Annotated in this window: 20 protein-coding genes; 8 read left to right on the forward strand and 12 right to left on the reverse strand. The window is 62.5% G+C overall.

The features are described 5' to 3' along the window. Nucleotides 1-168: 168 nt before the first annotated feature. Both ACQP2U_RS00770 and ACQP2U_RS00775 read left to right on the forward strand, forming a co-directional pair. Nucleotides 169-2703, forward strand: coding sequence for an RHS repeat-associated core domain-containing protein (locus ACQP2U_RS00770; RefSeq protein ID WP_433716793.1), 2535 nt, complete (start codon nt 169-171; stop codon nt 2701-2703). Continuing rightward, on the forward strand, nt 2700-3230 hold the full coding sequence (locus tag ACQP2U_RS00775) for a hypothetical protein (RefSeq protein ID WP_433712889.1): 531 nt from the start codon (nt 2700-2702) through the stop codon (nt 3228-3230). Before ACQP2U_RS00770 ends, ACQP2U_RS00775 begins: the two co-directional genes overlap by 4 nt. A 100-nt stretch (nt 3231-3330) precedes the next feature. On the opposite strand, the gene ACQP2U_RS00780 is transcribed toward ACQP2U_RS00775, so the two are convergent. From ACQP2U_RS00780 to ACQP2U_RS00805, 6 genes are all read right to left on the reverse strand, one after another. Beyond that, complete coding sequence (locus ACQP2U_RS00780) at nt 3331-3939, reverse strand: DUF4291 domain-containing protein (protein ID WP_433712890.1); 609 nt, start codon at nt 3937-3939, stop codon at nt 3331-3333. 220 nt (nt 3940-4159) lie between these two features. Then, nucleotides 4160-4954: an IS5 family transposase gene (locus ACQP2U_RS00785; protein WP_433716794.1), complete on the reverse strand. Its 795-nt coding sequence runs from the start codon at nt 4952-4954 to the stop codon at nt 4160-4162. 323 nt (nt 4955-5277) lie between these two features. Beyond that, nucleotides 5278-5592 (reverse strand): hypothetical protein, encoded by a 315-nt coding sequence (locus ACQP2U_RS00790; RefSeq protein ID WP_433712891.1) that lies wholly within the window; start codon nt 5590-5592, stop codon nt 5278-5280. Between the two features lie 11 nt (nt 5593-5603). Next, nucleotides 5604-7085 carry an ADP-ribosyltransferase gene (locus ACQP2U_RS00795; protein WP_433712892.1) on the reverse strand — a complete coding sequence of 494 codons (1482 nt, stop codon included), beginning with the start codon at nt 7083-7085 and terminating at the stop codon, nt 5604-5606. Beyond that, nucleotides 7082-7372, reverse strand: a complete 291-nt coding sequence (locus tag ACQP2U_RS00800) for a WXG100 family type VII secretion target (RefSeq protein WP_433712893.1) — start codon at nt 7370-7372, stop codon at nt 7082-7084. The genes ACQP2U_RS00795 and ACQP2U_RS00800 overlap by 4 nt, the downstream gene beginning before the upstream one ends. A gap of 33 nt (nt 7373-7405) precedes the next feature. Beyond that, the gene (locus ACQP2U_RS00805) at nt 7406-7696 is read right to left on the reverse strand and encodes a WXG100 family type VII secretion target (protein WP_433712894.1); all 291 of its coding nucleotides are present in this window, start codon (nt 7694-7696) and stop codon (nt 7406-7408) included. A gap of 247 nt (nt 7697-7943) precedes the next feature. Here ACQP2U_RS00805 and ACQP2U_RS00810 point away from each other — a divergent pair, with 247 nt between their 5' ends. Both ACQP2U_RS00810 and ACQP2U_RS00815 read left to right on the forward strand, forming a co-directional pair. Further along, on the forward strand, nt 7944-8102 hold the full coding sequence (locus tag ACQP2U_RS00810; protein WP_433712895.1) for a hypothetical protein: 159 nt from the start codon (nt 7944-7946) through the stop codon (nt 8100-8102). A gap of 241 nt (nt 8103-8343) precedes the next feature. Then, nucleotides 8344-8493 carry a DUF7257 domain-containing protein gene (locus ACQP2U_RS00815; RefSeq protein ID WP_433712896.1) on the forward strand — a complete coding sequence of 50 codons (150 nt, stop codon included), beginning with the start codon at nt 8344-8346 and terminating at the stop codon, nt 8491-8493. A 106-nt stretch (nt 8494-8599) separates the two neighbouring features. On the opposite strand, the gene ACQP2U_RS00820 is transcribed toward ACQP2U_RS00815, so the two are convergent. Together ACQP2U_RS00820 and ACQP2U_RS00825 are read right to left on the reverse strand one after the other, a co-directional pair. After that, complete coding sequence (locus tag ACQP2U_RS00820; RefSeq protein ID WP_397036526.1) at nt 8600-8782, reverse strand: hypothetical protein; 183 nt, start codon at nt 8780-8782, stop codon at nt 8600-8602. A gap of 325 nt (nt 8783-9107) precedes the next feature. Beyond that, complete coding sequence (locus ACQP2U_RS00825) at nt 9108-9542, reverse strand: PASTA domain-containing protein (protein ID WP_433712897.1); 435 nt, start codon at nt 9540-9542, stop codon at nt 9108-9110. Nucleotides 9543-10696: 1154 nt separating this feature from the next. Here ACQP2U_RS00825 and ACQP2U_RS00830 point away from each other — a divergent pair. Both ACQP2U_RS00830 and ACQP2U_RS00835 read left to right on the forward strand, forming a co-directional pair. Beyond that, nucleotides 10697-10903: a hypothetical protein gene (locus tag ACQP2U_RS00830; protein ID WP_433712898.1), complete on the forward strand. Its 207-nt coding sequence runs from the start codon at nt 10697-10699 to the stop codon at nt 10901-10903. Continuing rightward, a complete protein-coding gene (locus tag ACQP2U_RS00835) occupies nt 10900-11487 on the forward strand; it encodes a nucleotidyl transferase AbiEii/AbiGii toxin family protein (protein WP_433712899.1) in 588 nt (195 codons plus the stop codon). Before ACQP2U_RS00830 ends, ACQP2U_RS00835 begins: the two co-directional genes overlap by 4 nt. Nucleotides 11488-11536: 49 nt before the next feature. Here the strand turns inward: ACQP2U_RS00835 and ACQP2U_RS00840 are convergent, their stop codons facing one another. Further along, complete coding sequence (locus ACQP2U_RS00840; protein WP_433712900.1) at nt 11537-13930, reverse strand: TOTE conflict system archaeo-eukaryotic primase domain-containing protein; 2394 nt, start codon at nt 13928-13930, stop codon at nt 11537-11539. 541 nt (nt 13931-14471) lie between these two features. Here ACQP2U_RS00840 and ACQP2U_RS00845 point away from each other — a divergent pair. Together ACQP2U_RS00845 and ACQP2U_RS00850 are read left to right on the forward strand one after the other, a co-directional pair. After that, entirely contained in the window at nt 14472-14708 is a 237-nt protein-coding gene (locus tag ACQP2U_RS00845; protein WP_397043418.1) for a FitA-like ribbon-helix-helix domain-containing protein, read from the forward strand. Next, nucleotides 14705-15109: a type II toxin-antitoxin system VapC family toxin gene (locus tag ACQP2U_RS00850; protein ID WP_433712901.1), complete on the forward strand. Its 405-nt coding sequence runs from the start codon at nt 14705-14707 to the stop codon at nt 15107-15109. Before ACQP2U_RS00845 ends, ACQP2U_RS00850 begins: the two co-directional genes overlap by 4 nt. Nucleotides 15110-15234: 125 nt before the next feature. Here the strand turns inward: ACQP2U_RS00850 and ACQP2U_RS00855 are convergent, their stop codons facing one another. From ACQP2U_RS00855 to ACQP2U_RS00865, 3 genes are all read right to left on the reverse strand, one after another. Then, on the reverse strand, nt 15235-15729 hold the full coding sequence (locus ACQP2U_RS00855; RefSeq protein WP_433712902.1) for a DUF6933 domain-containing protein: 495 nt from the start codon (nt 15727-15729) through the stop codon (nt 15235-15237). Between the two features lie 231 nt (nt 15730-15960). After that, nucleotides 15961-17136 carry a hypothetical protein gene (locus tag ACQP2U_RS00860; RefSeq protein WP_433712903.1) on the reverse strand — a complete coding sequence of 392 codons (1176 nt, stop codon included), beginning with the start codon at nt 17134-17136 and terminating at the stop codon, nt 15961-15963. Further along, nucleotides 17133-17465 (reverse strand): hypothetical protein, encoded by a 333-nt coding sequence (locus ACQP2U_RS00865; RefSeq protein ID WP_433712905.1) that lies wholly within the window; start codon nt 17463-17465, stop codon nt 17133-17135. The genes ACQP2U_RS00860 and ACQP2U_RS00865 overlap by 4 nt, the downstream gene beginning before the upstream one ends. Nucleotides 17466-17890 lie beyond the last annotated feature (425 nt).

The raw sequence follows: 17890 nt of genomic DNA on the forward strand, positions 1-17890 counted from the left end.
GATCTCGTCGACCCCACCGGTGGCCGTACGCATATCGACTACAACGCCGACCGCAAGCCACTAAAGGTCGTCGCACCCGATGGCGCGGTGACCCAATATCGGTACACCGGCGAAGGCGACATCGCCGAAATCATTCGCCCCGACGGCCACACCGTGCAGATCGACTACATGTGGCGTAACCGTCCTACCCGAGTCACTGACGCCGACGGCACTGTGCAAGAACAGGAATGGAACAAGAACGGAGACCTTTCCGCCTCTGTTGATCCGGCGGGAGCCCGAACCGAGTACACCTACCACTCCAACGGTGCCATCGCCGAGCTCAGCAATGCCGACAACGCCTCGACACGTATCGAAGTCGATGCAGCCGGATTGCCTGTCCAGATTGTCGACCAGACCGGCGCAACCACGTGCATCGATCGCGACTGCTGTGGCCGTCCCGTCCGAGTTACAGATCCTATGGGCGCCAGGACCCACTATGAGTGGGCAGCGGACGGAAAACTACTGCGCCGCGTCGACCCCGACGCCTACGCCGAGTCGTGGACCCACGACGGCGAAGGCAACCCTCTCACGCATACCGACCGCGCAGGCAATCTCACCCGCTTCACCTACGGCGCCTTCGATCTACTACATTCCCGCACCGATCCCGACGGCTCAACAACGCACTACACCTGGGACAGCCAACGTCGTCTCACCAAAGTCACCAACCCCCTTGGCCAAGCCTGGACCTACGGCTACGACCCAGCCGGGCGCCTGATCACCCAAACCGACTACACCGGCGCCACCACCCGATACATCCACGACGCCGCGGGACGAGCCACCACCATCACACCGGCCACCGGCATCACCCGCCACCACACCCACGACATCCTCGGCCACCTCACCGCGGTCACCACCGACGCTGGCGACTGGATTCGATACACCCACGACCTCGCCGGGCGGGTCCTGACCGCGACCGCAGGAACAAACAAAGACCCCACCCACACACTCGAATTCACCTACACCGCCACCGGCCAACTCGCCTCACAACAACTCGACGACCAACCGGCGATGCGCCACGACCATGACCAATACAGCCGCCGCATCCGCCGCACCACCCCCGCCGGCGCAACCACCGGCTGGGACTACGACGGCACCGGAAAAGTCCGCGGCCTTAGCGCCGACGGACACAAACTCGTCTTCCACTACGACTCGATCGGACGCCTCGAGAGTTGGCGCGTCGGCGAAATCGCTATCGACCGGACGCTGTCCGATATCGGCCGCGTCACCGGCCAGCACGTGATCGCCAACCCCGCCACCTCACTGAACCTCGACATCGGACCACGGTCCAGCCCGCGGACACTCCGTCACGACGAATACACCTACCGCCCCGACGGCTACCTCATTAACCACACCCTCACCCGCCCCGACACCAATTCCGTGGTGAGCGATTACATCCTCGACCCTCTCGGGCGCGCCACATCGATCACGCGCAACAGCACAATCGCCGAGCAGTACACCTACGACTCACTCAATAACATCACCAGTGCGCTGCAATCAGGACCGCCCACCAGCACGACGGCGACCGTGGCCGACCCGCACGATTCCTATACGCCTGAGCCCGAATCCGAGGCCGACAGCCGCCGCGAATACCGCAACAACTTGCTCATCCGAGACGGCCGCACCCGCTACAACTACGACGAGGCCGGCCGCCTCATCCGCAAGACCACCACCCGGCTGTCCCGCAAAGCCGACATATGGCACTACCGATACAACTCTTTCGACCAACTCACCGATGTCTGGACCCCAGACCACCAATGGTGCCACTACACCTACGACGCACTCGGTCGCCGAACCACCAAACAACATCTCACCAACGACGGGACCGTCCTCGAACGCACCGACTACACCTGGGACGGCACGCATCTCATCGAACAGCGCGCCCACGGGATCTCGACTCGATGGCAATACCAACCGAATTCCCATACCCCCATCACCCAAGCCACTGACCAAGACGCCTTCGACCGCGAGTTCTATGCCATAGTCACCGATCTCGTCGGCACGCCCACCGAAATCATCGATCCCGATAGCGCTACAACGGTAGCTACCTCGACTGTCGATCTCTGGGGGCGGACGGCATGGTCCGGCCAGGTCACCACGCCGCTGCGGTTCCCTGGCCAGCTCTACGATCCCGAAACTGGCCTCCACTACAATCTCCACCGCACATATGACCCCGGAACGGGAAGATTCCTTACCGACGACCCACTTGGACTTTCACCGGCGCCGAATCCCAACACATATCCCCACAACCCGACGGTGTGGGCGGACCCTCTGGGCCTGGTGCCCGACGGATGCAACCACAAATATTACAGATCTATGAGCGAGTCTGACTTTGAAGCATTACAAAATACCGGACGATTGCCCCCGACGAGTGAAACATTCATCTCGCCGACTCAAGGGTTTTCTGACTCCTATGCTGGCCGACTCGTGGAATTCGAGCTTCGTCCGGGAACAATCGATGAATTAGCGGAAATCGGTGTCAGAAACAGCGCGAAGGCCGTCCGGGATGTGTATCCGGATATGCCTGTGGTATCAAAGGGATGGGCGGACTTCGCGGCGCACTTCAAGGGTGAAGGTCCGGGCCACGTCAATATCGGGTTGGGTCGGGGTCCCGCATTGCAGATATTCAATGACGCGATAGTCAAGTGGAGGGAGATAGTACGATGACTCCAGAGGATGAGAAGGTCATACTGGGGTTGGTGTACAGCCCGGCAAATCCGACTCGGGTCGGCTCGCCCGAAGAAGTGCTGCGGCACTTCGGGGCTAGCGATGGTCGGCAACTCGGATTGAAGCTTCTGAAAGAAGCGATCGAAAGTCGTTATGCCGACGGCGTCGAACTTGCCCTTATTGTGGGCAACGAGTTCGGGATCACGATGGACTACCTCGACATGCTTCTACAGTTGAGTGCCGCAGACTGGCATCACATGCACGAAGACGTCGTTTCGCTGCTCGGGCAGCTGCGGACACCAACCGCGGTCGACGCGTTGTACCAAGCTGCGGTCTGGATTCCAGATTATCTCGACTACGACGACAACAGGGCCCTCGCAACCAAAGCAATTTGGGCGCTCGGTGACACACCTGGGCTGGAAGCAGAAGCAGCCTTAGTCCGGCTGCGCGACTCGGACAGTCAGATTGTGCGGCAGGGAGCCGAAGCGCAGCTCGAGCGCAGGCAAAAATCTCATACTGCAACGTAGGGAAGGGTTCGCATGCCGGTCGTCCAACATGGGTGAGCAGCATGTCGCGAATGGCTACAAATCGTCATCACGCAAGGACGATTAGGATCTCGGCCACTGATCAGAGTGTGACTACTCCGGTACCCATTCCTAGTAGTTCGCGCAGGTCAGGTGGGATCGGGTACGGCTTTTCCACGGGCAGGCGATCGAGAACGTGCCTCCCGGCGGCTACCTCACGTCCGATCTCATGGGCGAGTCCAGTTACGTCATCGATCCCGACGACGATCCACTCGTCGCAGTAGCGATTCACCGCTTCACCGGAAAGCCCCACCTGCAGTGATCGGAACGGTAAGGGACGAAATGCGGTGTCACGCTCGGGATCCCACTGAATCCGAACCGGAGCGGCCAAGCTAGTCTTCCACTGCGCATGGTCCTGATGCACAGCGCTGTCGAAGTGCGCGAACGCCGAATGGCGAAGTGCCCATTCGAAACCCGAACGCGAGATCCGGACGGCCAGCACATGCTCCTGCCCAGGCTTACTGGCCCAGCCGGATCGGTACATCATCCACAGAAATGATGGCTTGATCCAGGTCATGCGCTCCCGCTTGAACGCGCCTGGGAACCGCCCAGAAGCCGCGGCAGGAACGGCGATCTGCGGGCTGTACGCCTGGTACAGCGTAATCGTATCGGCATCGAATACACCACGGATCTCACGAAAAGGCCTGTCCACGGAAACCATGGTTGCATGTCAATCGGCCAAAAGGTCTCCGGCAGCCGGCGCACCCTCACCAGAGCGCTGCGGTAGAGGCGGATCCGTTCGGCGAGCTTGTCGGCGTCATGAGGATCCGGTCGGCTCAGGCGGCCTCGACGCGTCGGTCGATGTCGGCCAGGGTCGGCGGCCTGGGTGGCCCAGCACCACCGGCCTTAGAACGTGTTTGAGAACCGGATGGTCACGCGGCTGCGGTGGGTTTGCTGCGGGCGAGGCGGCGGGACATCGTGTAGATCATCGCGATGTAGATCATGGCTTCGTGGTGGTCGGGGCGAGTCTCGTAGTCGCGGACCAGGCGGCGGTGCTTGACGATCCAGGAATAGGTGCGCTCCACCACCCAGCGTCGTGGCAGGACCGTGAAACCGGCGATGTCGTCGCAGCGTTTAACGATTGTGACAGTCAGGCGGGCAACGGTTTTCGCCCACCGGACCAGGCGACCGGCGTACCCGGCATCGGCCCACACCATCGTGATGGTGGCGAACCCCGCCCGCAGCGCGGCCAGCAGCCGGATGGCGGCGTCGCGGTCCTGGATCGAGGCCACGGTGACCACGACGGCCAATAGCAGGCCGTTGGTGTCGACGGCGATGTGGCGTTTGCGCCCGTTGGTTTTCTTGCCCGCGTCATAGCCGCGGCTGCGGGCGGGGACGGTGTCGGCGCCCTGCACCGATTGGGAGTCGATGATCGCCGCCGTGGGCTGCGGCGCCCGGCCCGCGCGCACGCGGGTCCGATCACGCAGGGCGTGGTGGATCCGCTGCCAGGACCCGGCCCGTACCCAGCGGCGGTAGACGGCGTACACCGTCGAGTACGGCGGGAACTCCGCGGGCAGCTGCCGCCACGCGATCCCGCCCCGCACCACATAGAAGATCGCGTCCAAAACCATTCGGCGGCACCACTTTTCTGGTCTGCCTCCCTTGCCGCCAGTGTTGCCCGGCGGCGGGAGCAGGCCCTCCAACTGTTCCCACTGCGCGTCGGTCATCGACGACGACGGATACACCGCGACCCGGTGACCGCTGGACTGACCGCTTACCGGGCATGACGAACACGACGCGATCGGGGAAGATGACACACGAACTCCTGGTGGCACAGCGACTTCAGCAATCACTGCACTACCAGGAGTTCACTCAAATCTCGAGCGTCACGCGCCCACCGAGGCCGTTCTCAAACACGTTCTTAGAGGGAGGTGTCGACGACACCGCAGCTCGGGGTCGAACACCTGACGGCGGCGCCACGGTCGCCCTGGTCAGGACGAAAACGGCGGGCCGAATGGCCCGCCGTTCTGTGCTCGGGGCTGATTTCGGTTCAGTTGCCGGGGTTGGCGTCGCGGTCGTGGCTGGTGGGGTGGCCGTCCTTGTCGTACCACTGGCCGTTCGCGTCGCGGGTCCAGCCCTCGAATTCGGTGCCGATCAGGCTGTCGACCCCCCAGCGTTCCCCCAGGCCGAGTGAGGGGGACCGTGCGGGTTCAGGTGGGGCATTGCGGCGTTTCTCGTTGAATGCAGCGAGTATCTCGCGATTGTGCGCCCGTTCTTCATCAGAAGGGATCAAGCCTCGCGCTTCCGATTCCTCGCGGCTGTAGAAGGTGAAGCGGCCGACTTTTTCCGAGTCCGGTTCCGGCACGGGTGTGTCTCCTATCGTTCGGTCAGCGTGATAATGGTGCGACCCGTTTGCGGATCGGTTACTTTGCTCTCGCAGAAGAATTCGGTTCCCGTTTTAAACATGACTTCGTCAAGAGTCCCGCCGTAGTCGTGGACTTGCCGCCCACTCTTGCTCAATATCTGGAATTCGGTGTTCGTGGTGTTGGTCATGAGTTCGTTACCGCCGCGGCTGGAACTGTTCATGAACCCGTTCACCGGTCCCGCTTGTTCGGGCTGGAAACGGGCGAGTTCCCCGGGCGTCAGATCAATATGGCGGGTCACCGTGCCTTGGTACGGGGGTAGCTTGTCCAACGCGGCGTTGATCCGGAGAGCTTCCGCCTGCTGATCGGCGGTGAGTTTTCCTTCACGCAGCCCGCGAATCAGGTCCCGACTGGGGCCGCGGGTCAGCATCCATCGTTCCTCGTTGGACATCTCACCGGTGAACTGTGTCGGTGCCGTTTTCGGCTCCACCTTCGGCTCTACCTTCGGCGTCGCCTTGGTCTTCAAATCCTTGATGCGTTTCAGTTCTTTGGCATGTTTGGCAAGGGTTTGTTCGGATTTCACCCCTTTTGCGATGGCCCGGTTGGCCTTGAATGCATCGATGAGGGCGCGAATCGGGCGCGCGAATCGGGCGGCAATGGCCACGACACGCGCGCTGGCCACGGCTGCACCGATACCGAAGGTCACCACGCTTGCCGCGATGGCGATTGCCACGGTGATGAGCAGTTCTTTGAGCAGCTCTTCGCCCAGATCCTCGAGGACCTTTTTCATGTTTTCGCGCAGCTCGACCAGACCGTCGTGGTGGTCTTTCGCGCTGGCGGACAGTTCATAGAACGCGGCGGTGGTGGTCAGAGCGGCGTCACGCAGGGCGCGCAGATCTTCATCGATGTGTTCGTATTCGGGGCTGACAATCGCCTCGAACGACCAGGCGACCCGTTCCAACTCGCCCGCCATTTTTGCCACCGGTTCGGCGTCGGCAATCTTGGTCCAGGTGTCGGCGGCGCGCGCGAGTAGATCGACATTGCCGTCGGGGATGGTGATCCCGATGGCTTCGGCCAGTTTCACACCGCCATCGATCAGGCCCTGGCCGGGTCCTCCGGCGCTCGGCAGCGGCACCCGGCAGAGATATGCCACGGGGCCGGGGATGGCCGGTTTATCCGGTACCGGGGTGTCGGTGCCGACGGTCGCGTTGTATTCGGCAACGGCGTGGTTGTAGCTGATTTCCAGCAACACGCACCCGTAGGCGTGCACCGCTTCGGCGAGGGCATTGGACATGCCCAATAGCTCTTCGGCGCGTGTGTCGTAGGTCTCGGCCCATTTCTTGGCCTCGTCGTACGACCCAGTCATGGCGTGGCACTCGTCGAGGGTCGGCCAGAACGAATCAACTGAGGCGAACCAGTCGGCGGCCAGAGAGACGAGCTTGTTACCGGCGTCGTAGTAGACGCTGGTGTCGACATCGAGAACGGTTGTGGTCACGCGCGCCCCAGAGTGCGCAGGTTCTCGGTTACCGCGTCGTTGTAGGCGGTGTGCGCGGTGCGGGCTGCGGCCTGCATGGCCTCGATTCCCGCCCGAACCTCCTGCGCCGCAGCAGCCCATTCCCGATGCGCTTCGGCTTGCTTGTCGGCGGCGTGGCCGTTCCAGCTCTGTTGCATCACGGCCATGCGTTCATCGATCTCGCGTAGGGATTCCCGCAGGAAATCGTTCAGTCCGCCGATGGCGGCGGTCACGTCGTCCAGGTGGTCGAGATCGACCTGATACCTCATGTGCCACAGTCCTGTTCGGTTACGCGGAATCAGTTACGGCAGATCCAGTGAGGACTGCCGCAGCCCGGTGGCGTTGGTGGTGTCGGTGCCGGTGTATTCGACACCTACCACACCGAGCAGCTCAGCCATGGTGTTGAGGGCCTCGAGCACCTGCAAGGCGCCGTCGCGGGTCTCCTCCCAGCCCATCGAATAGGCGGTGGCCGCAGTGCCTTTCCAACTCGTCATCAGCCCCTGCACGTCTGCGTCGGCCGAGCGCACACCGTTGACGAGAGTTTGCGCGGTCCGCTGCACATACTGTCCGGCATCCGAAACATGGTCGGGCACAATCGTAAACGGCGACCCGGTGGTTGATGAACCTTCAGCCATGCACATGCTCTCAGTCGTCGGTCGGTGTTGGTCTCAGTAGGTTAGACGCGGACCACGCACGTTCGGTTCCATCAGAGACCTTTCATCCGAACCATGCATCGGGGGTCGCTTGTGAAGAAGCTAGTCGCCGGATAGGACGACAACTCCGGTGGTCTGAAACTTTCACGGCGGCCGTGGATGTCGGTTCGTCGCCGCAACTGCGCGGATGAGCAGCACCGATTGGCGCGTCGACCGCAACAGCCAGGCCAAGATCGCCACCAACCGCGCCCAGATGAAGACGATGTCGATGGTGATGGGCGTGTGGGCAACTGGGGTGTCGTGGCAGGGTGGGGCGGCAAGTTCGCCACCGACAACTACGCCGTGAAGGCGCAGCTCATCGCATCGGTCGGCAAGACCGCGACCGACCATTGCACCGCCCTAGTGCTCGCCATCGCAGACACTTTCGGGTGCTGGAGTCATGTGGCTAGCGGTCGTCACCACCGGCACCGTCCGCGCGATCTCCGCACCGCCGACGTCGGGAGTCTCGACCGGGCAGACCGGTCAGACACAACAGGTCATGACGGCTACCAACATCGCGACAACGAATCTGATTCGAATTCCGCAGGGTGGGCAATGTTTTCACCCTGTACCGCAACGGCGCGTCACTCCTGACGTGGACCGACGCTAGCAATATCGTGTCGAGCGGTGCGACGAATCGTCGATGGGGTGTCGTGGTCGAGGGCAACTCCCCGATCTTCAACGCCGACTACAGGTGACCTGCCATCGACTCGATCGAGGCCTACGAAATATAGGCAGCCAACCCGAACGTCAAGACGCCCCGAACAGGTCGGGGCGTCTTGGCATTTCAGACTCGCGCCGGTATCACGGATTGCAACCGCCCATCTGCTGCATCGACCACGACGCGATGATGTGGGACAGCGCGCCGAATCCGGCGCCGATCAGAGCGCCGGGTATCGCGCCGATAATGAATATCGGGAGTCCGGCTAGCGCGCCGAGCACAGCGCCGATCCCGGCACGCAGTTCGATTGTGTCGCCCGGCATCATGCAAATCCCGATTGGCTCGGCCGGTGTGGGGGCATTCGGTTCGACCGCGACAGCAACCGGTTCTGATGCCGGTGCCTGCGGTGTGGCCGAGGCGGGTGATGCGAGGCCGATAGTGAGAGCGAACGCCAGAACAGCACCGGCGAATGTCACGACGGCCGCGATGAGTTGATGTCTCAATGTTTCCCCTGCTAATGAGTGCCGCGACCTGATCGGCGCGGTGGGCTGCTCTTCCCTGACAGAAGTCGTCGCGTGCTCGACAATCCTGGCAGTGGAAGCTTTTTGCGACAACGGGTTCCGCATTTCACGGTCGATCACGATGGGCCGGTCACCGGTTGTTCTTCGTCATCGTCAACACGACCGCCGAGTTCGACGCGACGACGGTACCCGCGCCGGGCTCTACTGCTTTCACTGTCCAGTTCGACGGCATCAACACCATTTCAACGCCGGGTGTCGCCGACCCGTAGGTGACATTGGTGAACCCGGCTTTCTTCAGTTCGTCGGCCGCGACCGCGCCGTTCTTGCCAACCACGTTCGGAATAGTGAGGTCGCTCGCCGGTGCCACTGTGGTTGTGGTCGCGGCAAACGCAGTCACGGCCGGTGCGACGGATGCGACTTGTGCAGCTCGTTGGGTAGTGGTGGTTCCAGCGGCGTCCTTCGACGTACCGCCGAGGGCGCTTCCGATGAGGCCCAACACCAGCAACCCACCGATAACCGCGGCGATCCACACCCATGCCGGCGTCGACTTCTTTTTCGGCGGCATCGGAGGACGCGGCGGTTGACCATACGGAGGACGCGGCGGCTGTTGGTAGCTCAATGTATTCCCCTGCGACGTGTGGTGACGCGACCCGGATTGGGCTCATGGGCGGCTCTCCCCCGACAGGAGTCGTCGCGTGCTCGATCATCCTGACAGGGGAAATGTTTAACAGCAGCAGATTCCGGGAAATCATCGCGCCTCAGTCGGCGAGTCGGCAGACACCAGATAGCGGATAGGCGTCGAAATCGGGTAGATCCCGGGCCAGGGATCGCCAATCGCCTCGATGAGTGCGATCTCGGGTCACCATCGACGCCGATCTCTAGCACCCTGAAAACGTCGACACCCCCCTTGACGAGATGGACCAGATCTCCTCACTGATCGCCACGAGCGCAGCTAATCGGTCTGTACGGTAGACAACGCGCCCCGCCTCCCGAATCGGAAACAGGGCGCGTTTGGTGTCCGGACTCCGGAGGATGGTTAGAACGAGATCTGCTGTGGGCCAGGCGGTTTCGCGGTGAAAGGCGCGGGCGCGTAGCGATGTGGTGACCGACCGTGTGCGATTCCCTCACCCTGAAGATCGCAGCGGGCAAAAGGGGTGGTGACTATGTCACCAGGCAGGTGGTAGCTTGGTGCCCCACAACGTACTGAATAGTTCTGAAAGGTCTGTTGCGGCCCAGCATTTTGGCTAGCTCAGGCGATTGACCAGGGCTTTTGTGAAGCGTCCCAGCGGGTTTCGAATCCCGTCATCCGCTCTTACTGTAACGAGAGCTCAGAAGCGCACTTCGCCTACACTTTAGCTCGATCTGTTTGCGCCGTAAAGACTTTCTGTCGGACGTGATCGCTGCCTCCGTTTTAGCTTGCGGTTTCCTGGTGTGTCAGCGCGATTGGGTCTGTCTGGAGTCTCGTAATCCGTGCTGATGCAAAACTGCTGTCTGGCACTCCAGGCGAGCTGATCATGGGCTTTTGTCGGATTCTTATGTTGGCTGGGTCCCGTGACTTCTTGTCGGCGTGGTATCGCATGAACCATGCATGGTGAACGGTGGTCAGAACCATGCGTGTCGTTCGACCTGGACTGCACCTGGTCTGATCGGTCGAGGCGGCGGCGAGGAGGTCTTCAGGGATCCGGGGCTTGAGCTGTTTCGGACGGTAGGCTGGGCATCGTGGCAGAGGAATCGCCGGGCCAGCGGCTGCGTCTCGCGTTGGAGATGTATGAGTTCGGTGTGCGTATGCAGCGTGCCCGTATACGTCGGATGCGACCGGAGGCCACCGAGGCGGAGGTGGACGAGGCCGTTCAGGACTGGCTGCTTTCCCGTCCTGGCGCGCCACTCGGTGATGCGGCTGGCCATGCGTCGTCTCGGTTCGCATGAACCAACTCGAGGCTGCGCTGCGTCGTGCGGCGTCGGATCTTCGTCGGCATGGTTATGCCTGGGCGCTGGTGGGTGGCTTTGCGGTGTCGGCACGGTCGGCGCCGCGGTTTACTCATGACATTGACGTAGCGGTGGCGGTTGCAGATGACCGCGGCGCTGAGGAATTGGTTCGTCTACTCATCGCCGAGGGCTACGGGTTCTATGCCTCGGTGGAGCACGATAACGGCAGGCTGGCTACCGTCCGGCTGAAGCGCGCCATCGATGGCGTGTCGGTCCTGGTCGACATCCTGTTCGCCAGTTCGGGAATTGAGTCCGAGATCGTGCAGGCCGCGGAGAACCTGGAGATCGTGCCGGGGTTGACGCTGCCGGTTGCGACCACTGGCCACCTCATCGCGCTCAAACTGTTGGCCCGAGACGATGTTTCGCGCCCACAGGATCTCGCGGATCTGCACGGCCTCTTGGCGGCGGCCTCCCAGGACGACATCGCGCAGGCTGAGAGCGCCGTCCGTTTGATCACCGAACGCGGCTTCAATCGTGACCGTGACTTGCTCGTGTCGCTGTATGAACTGACCTCGGCCGGCTGAGAGATCTCACTGCTGCCATTCAGCTAATTCCATTGCCGGTGTGTATGACTCATGTAGTTGTTGTCGGCGGCGCGGTGTTCGGCGGCGTTGTGACCGTTTTCCAGTTGTGGGGTTTGCGTGGGTCTGGGAATCCGAGGGTGACGTAGCCGGGTGCGCGTTTGTGTAGTGATGATGCGAGCACTGGGGTACGGACGTCGTGGTAGTCGTGGACGGTGGCGGTGGTCTTGTTGGGATGTGGTCGGGTGATGCGCCCGACGTATTGGACGAGGCGTCCTTTGAATGAGATAGGGGATGCGAGGAAGAGGGTGTCGAGGGCGGGGCAGTCGAAGCCTTCGCCGATGAATGAGCCGGTGCCCACGAGTAGCAGCGGTGATTCATCGGCTTGACGGGTGCGGATCGTTTCCTTAATTGCTTGGCGGTCGCGGGCTTTCATGCCGCCGCGGAGCACGATGACGTCGTTGCAGCCTGCGTCGGTGAGGCGGTCGGTGATCGCTTCGAGGTGGTTGACCCAAGTGGTGAGTACCAGTATTTGTGCGCCGGCGTGGTGCGCGGTCAGTACGTCGGTGATGATCTGCTGTAGGCGGTCTTCGTCGGTGACCAGCGCCCGATAGATCTCGGCCATTCCGCCCGGTTGGGACGGATCGGCGGCCCCGTTGTAGGCGAATTGTGTCGGATGAATCTCGAGTACGGGGTGCGGTGCGGGCGTTTCATCCTTGGTCGGTAGTTGTCCTGCCGCGGGACCGTCGATGGTGTGGGTGCGTGAGCCGAGTTGGTGGTAGATCAGGTCGTCGAGTTGGTCGCGCCGGTAGGGGGTAGCCGTGAGTCCGAGCCAGTATCGGGCGTGTATTTGGTTGAGGACTTCGGTGAAGGCGGATGCGGCGATGTGGTGGCATTCGTCGACGATGACGAATCCGTAGCCGTTGGTGAGTTCGGCTACGTTGGTGCGGCGTGCCAGGGTGGGGAGCAAGGCGATGTCGATGACGCCGGTGGTCTTGGATCGGCCGCCGCCGATTTGTCCACACTTGAATCCGAGATGGTCAGCGATCCGGGTCCGCCATTGGTCGGCCAGGGCTTTGCGGTCGACGAGGATCAATGTGGTGGTGGCGCGGGAAGCGATTGCGGCGCAGGCGATGACGGTTTTGCCGGTACCGGGCGGTGCGACAATTAGACACATGTCGTCGACCTCGATGTCGCCTACGGCGGCTCGCTGTTCGGGCCGCAATTCCGCCGAGCAATGGAACGACTGTGGGTCACCTTCGATTCGGTTGTCTTCGATGCGCAGTGTGCTGTTGGCGGATTCGACCAGTGTGGTGAGTAAGGGCAATAGTCCGCGGGGCAGGACGAGGTCGCCGTCGAGGGTTTCGTCGTAGCTGCGCAGGAATCGTGGTGTGTCCCAGGTACTTCGGCGGGCGCGCTGGCGGGTGTAGAACTCGGGGTTCGGGATGGACGCGGCGTGCTTGACCGCCGAAATCATGGCGGGGCCCAGATCAGCAGCCGTCAGTTGGAGCCTGGCTGCGAACGTTGTGCGCACCACGGCTGCCGGGCGTGGCATGATCCGCGAAGAGGTCGGCAGCTGCAGGCGCCGAACAGCGTGTCCGACTTTTGGTTCGGGCACCGTGTTGGCAAGTGCGGCAACTTGTTTCGGTGACAGTCGCGGGATGCTCGACAGGTAGGCCCACTGGTCCTCGAAAGGTTCGAGAGTGGCCGGATCCAGGAACAAGGTGGTGCCGTGCTGGCGTCGGGTTCCATTTAATGGTGCGGCGATGAGATTGCCCATGCCGCGGCCGGTGTGCGTGTCCTGCGACGGGAACAGTCGGTCATAGCTGGACAGATTCATGCTGCCGCGCAGCTGGATCGCCTCGGCGAGCAGACCGGTGGCGATCCGTCGAGCCAGGGCAGCGGCGGTGGCCTGTGCGAAAAAGATCCACACATGCGCACCTCGGCCGGATTGCGACACCTCGAGCGCTGCGGGGATGTCCTTGGTGCGGGCTGCTTTGAGGTATGCCAAGGCGTCGAGCATCGCGGTGTCTTTGTCGAAGTCCGCGGCGACCCACCAGCAGGTGTCGTCGTCGCCCAGCGGATACAAGCCGATATGGTGCGTCCCGCGCAGATGGGCGGCGACGACCTCGTCGGTGAGCGGCAGGTACGACGCCTCCGATCGTGACATACCGGTGCGCCATCGGCCTCGGATCGCGGGCATCCAGCCCGATCGACCGTCCTGGCGGTTCTCCCAGCGAATCGCGTAAATATCGGGGCGGCAACGGAACAAGTCGAGGTAGAACCGGACCTTGGCTTCCGGAGCCGAACGCATGTCGACCGGGGTCGATACTGCGGTCTGGTCCGGATCGGCTGCGCGCGCCTGGTTTTCGGTGAGGTCGAGCAACCGCCGCAGGCGGGCGTTGTCGGCACGGAGGTACTCGAGCTCGCCGGGGAAGCGTTCCACGGCCATCCAGTGTGCCGTGCCATCGTTTCTACCGCTGAGGGTGGTTACGGGATGGGTTGCTCATTCCGCCCACCGCGTGAGGTTGCGGAAAAGCCAACCTACAGCAGATCACCACCCGGATCGACATCACATCGGGTCCGCTCGCCGGACGGAGCTTCAAGACGCCGACCGGAGCGGCTGGGGCCGTGGTAGCGCACTACAAGCCGACCGTCAGCCCCAACCGCAATGGTTGGTCCTTCTGGATATTGAACGATGGGTCGGGCAAGTCTCTTCAGAGCATCCGGCACTCAGCATGAACGCGGCCGCGAAAGAGCACTTCCACGCCGACATCGTGGCCGACGCACGGCTGGACCGGTCAGCCATCCGAACCGAGCCGTGCTTGGTCGCCAACAAACCTCGGTAAGACTGTTCGCCCCAGCGATGCCTCGACTGAATCCGGCGTCGATCCACCGACGTAGATGGACGGCGGTACATGATCCGGTGTCGGCAAAGGGGCGACCTATCGATACATGCGCATGACATGCGCATGTAGCCTGTAGGTATGGTCGTTGCGATTCAAATCAAGGACGTGCCCGAGGAAGTGCGGGACGCGATCGCCGCACGCGCCGCAGCCCGCGGTCAGTCCACTCAGGTGTATCTACGGGCCCTGCTGGAACGCGAGTTGCGTGCCGAGCGGAACAAGCATCTGCTCGAGAGTTTGACGGGACACCGCAGCCTCGGTATGGGCGCTGAGGATGTGGTCGAGGAGATTCGTGGCGGCCGCGAGGACGACGAGTGATCGTCGTCGACGCGAACGTCATGGTTATGGCCTTGTCGAGCCCTGCGACTCAGGGCAACACCGCGCGAGCGGCGATGCTCGCCGACGATGACTGGATCGCTCCCCCGCACATGCCATTGGATGTGCTGCGCACCCTCCGCAAAGCTGTGCTCGGCAATCACTTGACTGCCAACGACGCCGACGCCGCGTTCCGAGCGCTCGCCGCTATGCAGATCGTCTACGTAGGAACCGATGTCTCTCTGTTGCATACGGTCTGGGCGATGCGCCACAACGTCTCGGTATACGACGCGGCCTACCTGACGGTCGCTGTCCTACACGACGCTCCGCTCATAACCTTCGATGCCCGGCTCGCCAAAGCCGCCGAACAGACCAAACCGGACATCCGCGTCACGTTGCTCTGATTCGGGGTGGGTACCAATGGCGCGAAGCCCCTCGCGTCCGGCGTCTCGACGTGTGCGTCCGCACTTGTCCCCGCCGACGAGCACATATCGCGGCCGGCTTCGATTTCGATGTTGAGTAACAAGATTCATCTCGCTGTCCATCCCTTGGCAACGAGTTCGATCGGCGGCCGATAGTCGCGGGCACTCGAGATGACGCGGCGAAGGCTCCGGTTGAGGTACATGCGGTCGGTATGGTCGAGGCCGCCGGAGCCGTCGATGACGTGTTGGCAAGTAAAGGCCAAGTCGTTCATGCACCCGAGCACCTGACGATCCGCCGTTGTGGCCAGGACGAGTTCGCGTGCCCCGGTGTCGGCGAATGTGTCCAGGGGTAGTTGCTCGTCGCGGAGTTCCCGCTGGATAAGGCGAGTCGTGAGGGTGCCAGTGGCGCGTAGGTCGGCTGCGGTGACGTCCGCTTCGAAGACGGTGAACAAGGTCGCGGAGTGGGTGAGCAGGAGACATTTGCGGCGGTTGAACCACAGCAGGTTGGCGTACCAGTCATCGGGATCGGCCTCGGGCGTCGGCTTGGTGAGCCGCTGGGTGCCGATGACAGTCAAGAGTTTCTTCGTGCACCGTAGGATCATTTCGCGATGGTAGGGCTTCTCACGGTCGTAGCGTCTCGCGGTGGCGGGAAGCGTTCATCGCGCAAATTTCCCATCGCACCGCATCATCGACCCCGATCGAGTCAAACCTCCCGAACCGCAGTTGCGACCGCACTCCGGCGAGGTCGCGCTCTGCCCATGGCGAGTCGCCGCCCGTGTCGCTTCAATGCCGTTTACCCGTCCGCGGCACCGAAGTCGATCACGCACCGCCCATCAGCCCCGACTCGCCTCGATATCGACGGTGACCAGACGTCTGATGAAGGCCGGCTTGCTGGTGTGCCGTTCACGCAATGCTCTCGCCTGCCGCGCGAAGACATCGGTGTGGCCGTCCCGTTCGGCGAGATCGCGCAGGTCGGTGAGCAGCTCGATCGCGGCGTCGTACTGGCCGGACTTCTTGGTCGCGACCATTACTTCAATTCGTTGCCAGGCACCGTCCTGGTCGCGGGCGAGCTCGTTCAACCGCCGTTCGCGTTGACGTGCCCGCCGGGCCTCGAGCCGAGCGTGCTGTTCGGCCCGGACAGCTGCCTCACGGCGTTCCCGCTCGCTCCGGTGTCGGGCCGTACCGTCGAGCAGGTCAGCGACGGTACGCCGTGGCGCCTGGTCGGGTGCGGCCGTCGTGGGCTGGCGGAATCGGCGCAGAAGTTCCATATGAACACTCGCCGCGTCGTCATCGGCGACGCGCAGCAACAGCCGATCTTTCTCTGCCGCATCGAGATCGGCGATCCATGCGGCGAGCGCACGTGGATCATCGGCCACCGCGTCGAGATCGGGGCTCGCCGACGCCGCGACGTGCAGCAGATCGCGGTCCAGCTGCAGGAAGTCGGCCATCGCCCGCTGAGCGGCGGTGAGTGTGCGCAGTCCCGGCGGCACCGGCGGCTCGAGTTCATCGTCGTGATCGCGATCGAAAACCCATTCGTCGCGTTCCCATGTCCCGTACCCCGCCAACCAAGCCAAATACAGTGGTCGCAGATCTCCGGCGGCAAGATCGGCGCGTACTCCGACGATGGCCGACAACGAAGTCTCCGCGTCCTCCACCCAGTCACCGGACTCGTCCTCACTCGAGAAGCCGAGAATGATGTTCCTGCCGGATGTTTCGGCGGTGACACAGTCGCCGAGACAGTACTGTTCTGCCACCTCGGGGCCGAGCAGTGTGCGCGGCAGTCGGAACATCAGCTGGCGAGTCCCCCAATTCGCCAGATACAGATGCGCGTCGTAGTAGCGCTCGACCATCCGGCGTATATCACCCTGGAAGCTGCCCCAGTGGTATTCGTTGACGAAGCTCGTCGCGGTGATGCGCGCCCGCGTGGACAAGGCTCGCACCTCCGCCTGCTGACGGTCGTCCAGTGGGCGGTCGAGGGCGACGAACTCGTAGTACTGGTATTCACTCACGACGTCACCTCGAACGGCTCTGCGGTGAAAGCGGAGTCATCACCGAGATGGAAGAACAGGTGTCCGCGTAGCGTGGCGGATTCGGTCAGGACCGCCCAGCCGCGACCGTTGACCGGCTCCCCCTCGTCATCACCTTCCCAACTGAACTCCACGCACTCACGACCGTCACGGATCCCGGTACAGCAATCCATCCGCCCGCGCACGGCGATGAATCCGAACTCACCCGTCCCACCAGAGTGGAACTCCATGAATCCAGGCTCGACAAGATCGATGGCTTCGGGATCCCATAAGTCCATCGCCACGATGCGCCAACGTCCCGCCACAGTCATCGACATTCCCGTCCAGGTGTGTCCAACATCCCGGCGAGGATAGTCATGGTCATGCCACTGCCGGTCGGTGACCGTCACACCCGAACACTGTGTGGCACATCAGGTTCAATGATGCAGCGACCAAGCCAGTCCCGTGGTCCGGTGCGGGAGACATCCCGTCACCCACTGAGGGCTGGTGACTACGTCACCAGGCAGGTGGTAGCTTGGTGTCTCGCAACGTACTGAAGAGTTCTGAAAAGTCTGTTGAGGCCCAGCATTTGGGTTAGCTCAGGCGATTGACCAGGGCTTTTGTGAAGCGCCCCAGCGGGGTTCGAATCCCGTCATCCGCACCACGAAAACACCAGATCAGTAGAGTGAGTAACCCTGGGGTGGTTGTTTATGTCACCACTTGCGGTCACAACGGACGGTCTGCGCCCGCGAGTGTC

The organism is Nocardia sp. CA-084685 (assembly GCF_050955785.1).
In the GTDB taxonomy this organism is placed as follows: Bacteria; Actinomycetota; Actinomycetes; order Mycobacteriales; family Mycobacteriaceae; genus Nocardia.

Bases quoted from the DNA above. Each gene is read 5' to 3' on its own strand.
- ACQP2U_RS00800 (WP_433712893.1), bottom strand. From the start codon at position 7,372: ATGAGGTATCAGGTCGATCTCGACCACCTGGACGACGTGACCGCCGCC.
- ACQP2U_RS00865 (WP_433712905.1), bottom strand. From the start codon at position 17,465: ATGACTGTGGCGGGACGTTGGCGCATCGTGGCGATGGACTTATGGGAT.
- ACQP2U_RS00775 (WP_433712889.1), top strand. From the start codon at position 2,700: ATGACTCCAGAGGATGAGAAGGTCATACTGGGGTTGGTGTACAGCCCG.
- ACQP2U_RS00825 (WP_433712897.1), bottom strand. From the start codon at position 9,542: ATGCCGCCGAAAAAGAAGTCGACGCCGGCATGGGTGTGGATCGCCGCG.
- ACQP2U_RS00810 (WP_433712895.1), top strand. From the start codon at position 7,944: ATGAGCAGCACCGATTGGCGCGTCGACCGCAACAGCCAGGCCAAGATC.
- ACQP2U_RS00845 (WP_397043418.1), top strand. From the start codon at position 14,472: ATGGTCGTTGCGATTCAAATCAAGGACGTGCCCGAGGAAGTGCGGGAC.
- ACQP2U_RS00835 (WP_433712899.1), top strand. From the start codon at position 10,900: ATGAACCAACTCGAGGCTGCGCTGCGTCGTGCGGCGTCGGATCTTCGT.
- ACQP2U_RS00785 (WP_433716794.1), bottom strand. From the start codon at position 4,954: ATGACCGACGCGCAGTGGGAACAGTTGGAGGGCCTGCTCCCGCCGCCG.
- ACQP2U_RS00855 (WP_433712902.1), bottom strand. From the start codon at position 15,729: ATGATCCTACGGTGCACGAAGAAACTCTTGACTGTCATCGGCACCCAG.
- ACQP2U_RS00770 (WP_433716793.1), top strand. From the start codon at position 169: ATGTGGCGTAACCGTCCTACCCGAGTCACTGACGCCGACGGCACTGTG.
- ACQP2U_RS00820 (WP_397036526.1), bottom strand. From the start codon at position 8,782: ATGATGCCGGGCGACACAATCGAACTGCGTGCCGGGATCGGCGCTGTG.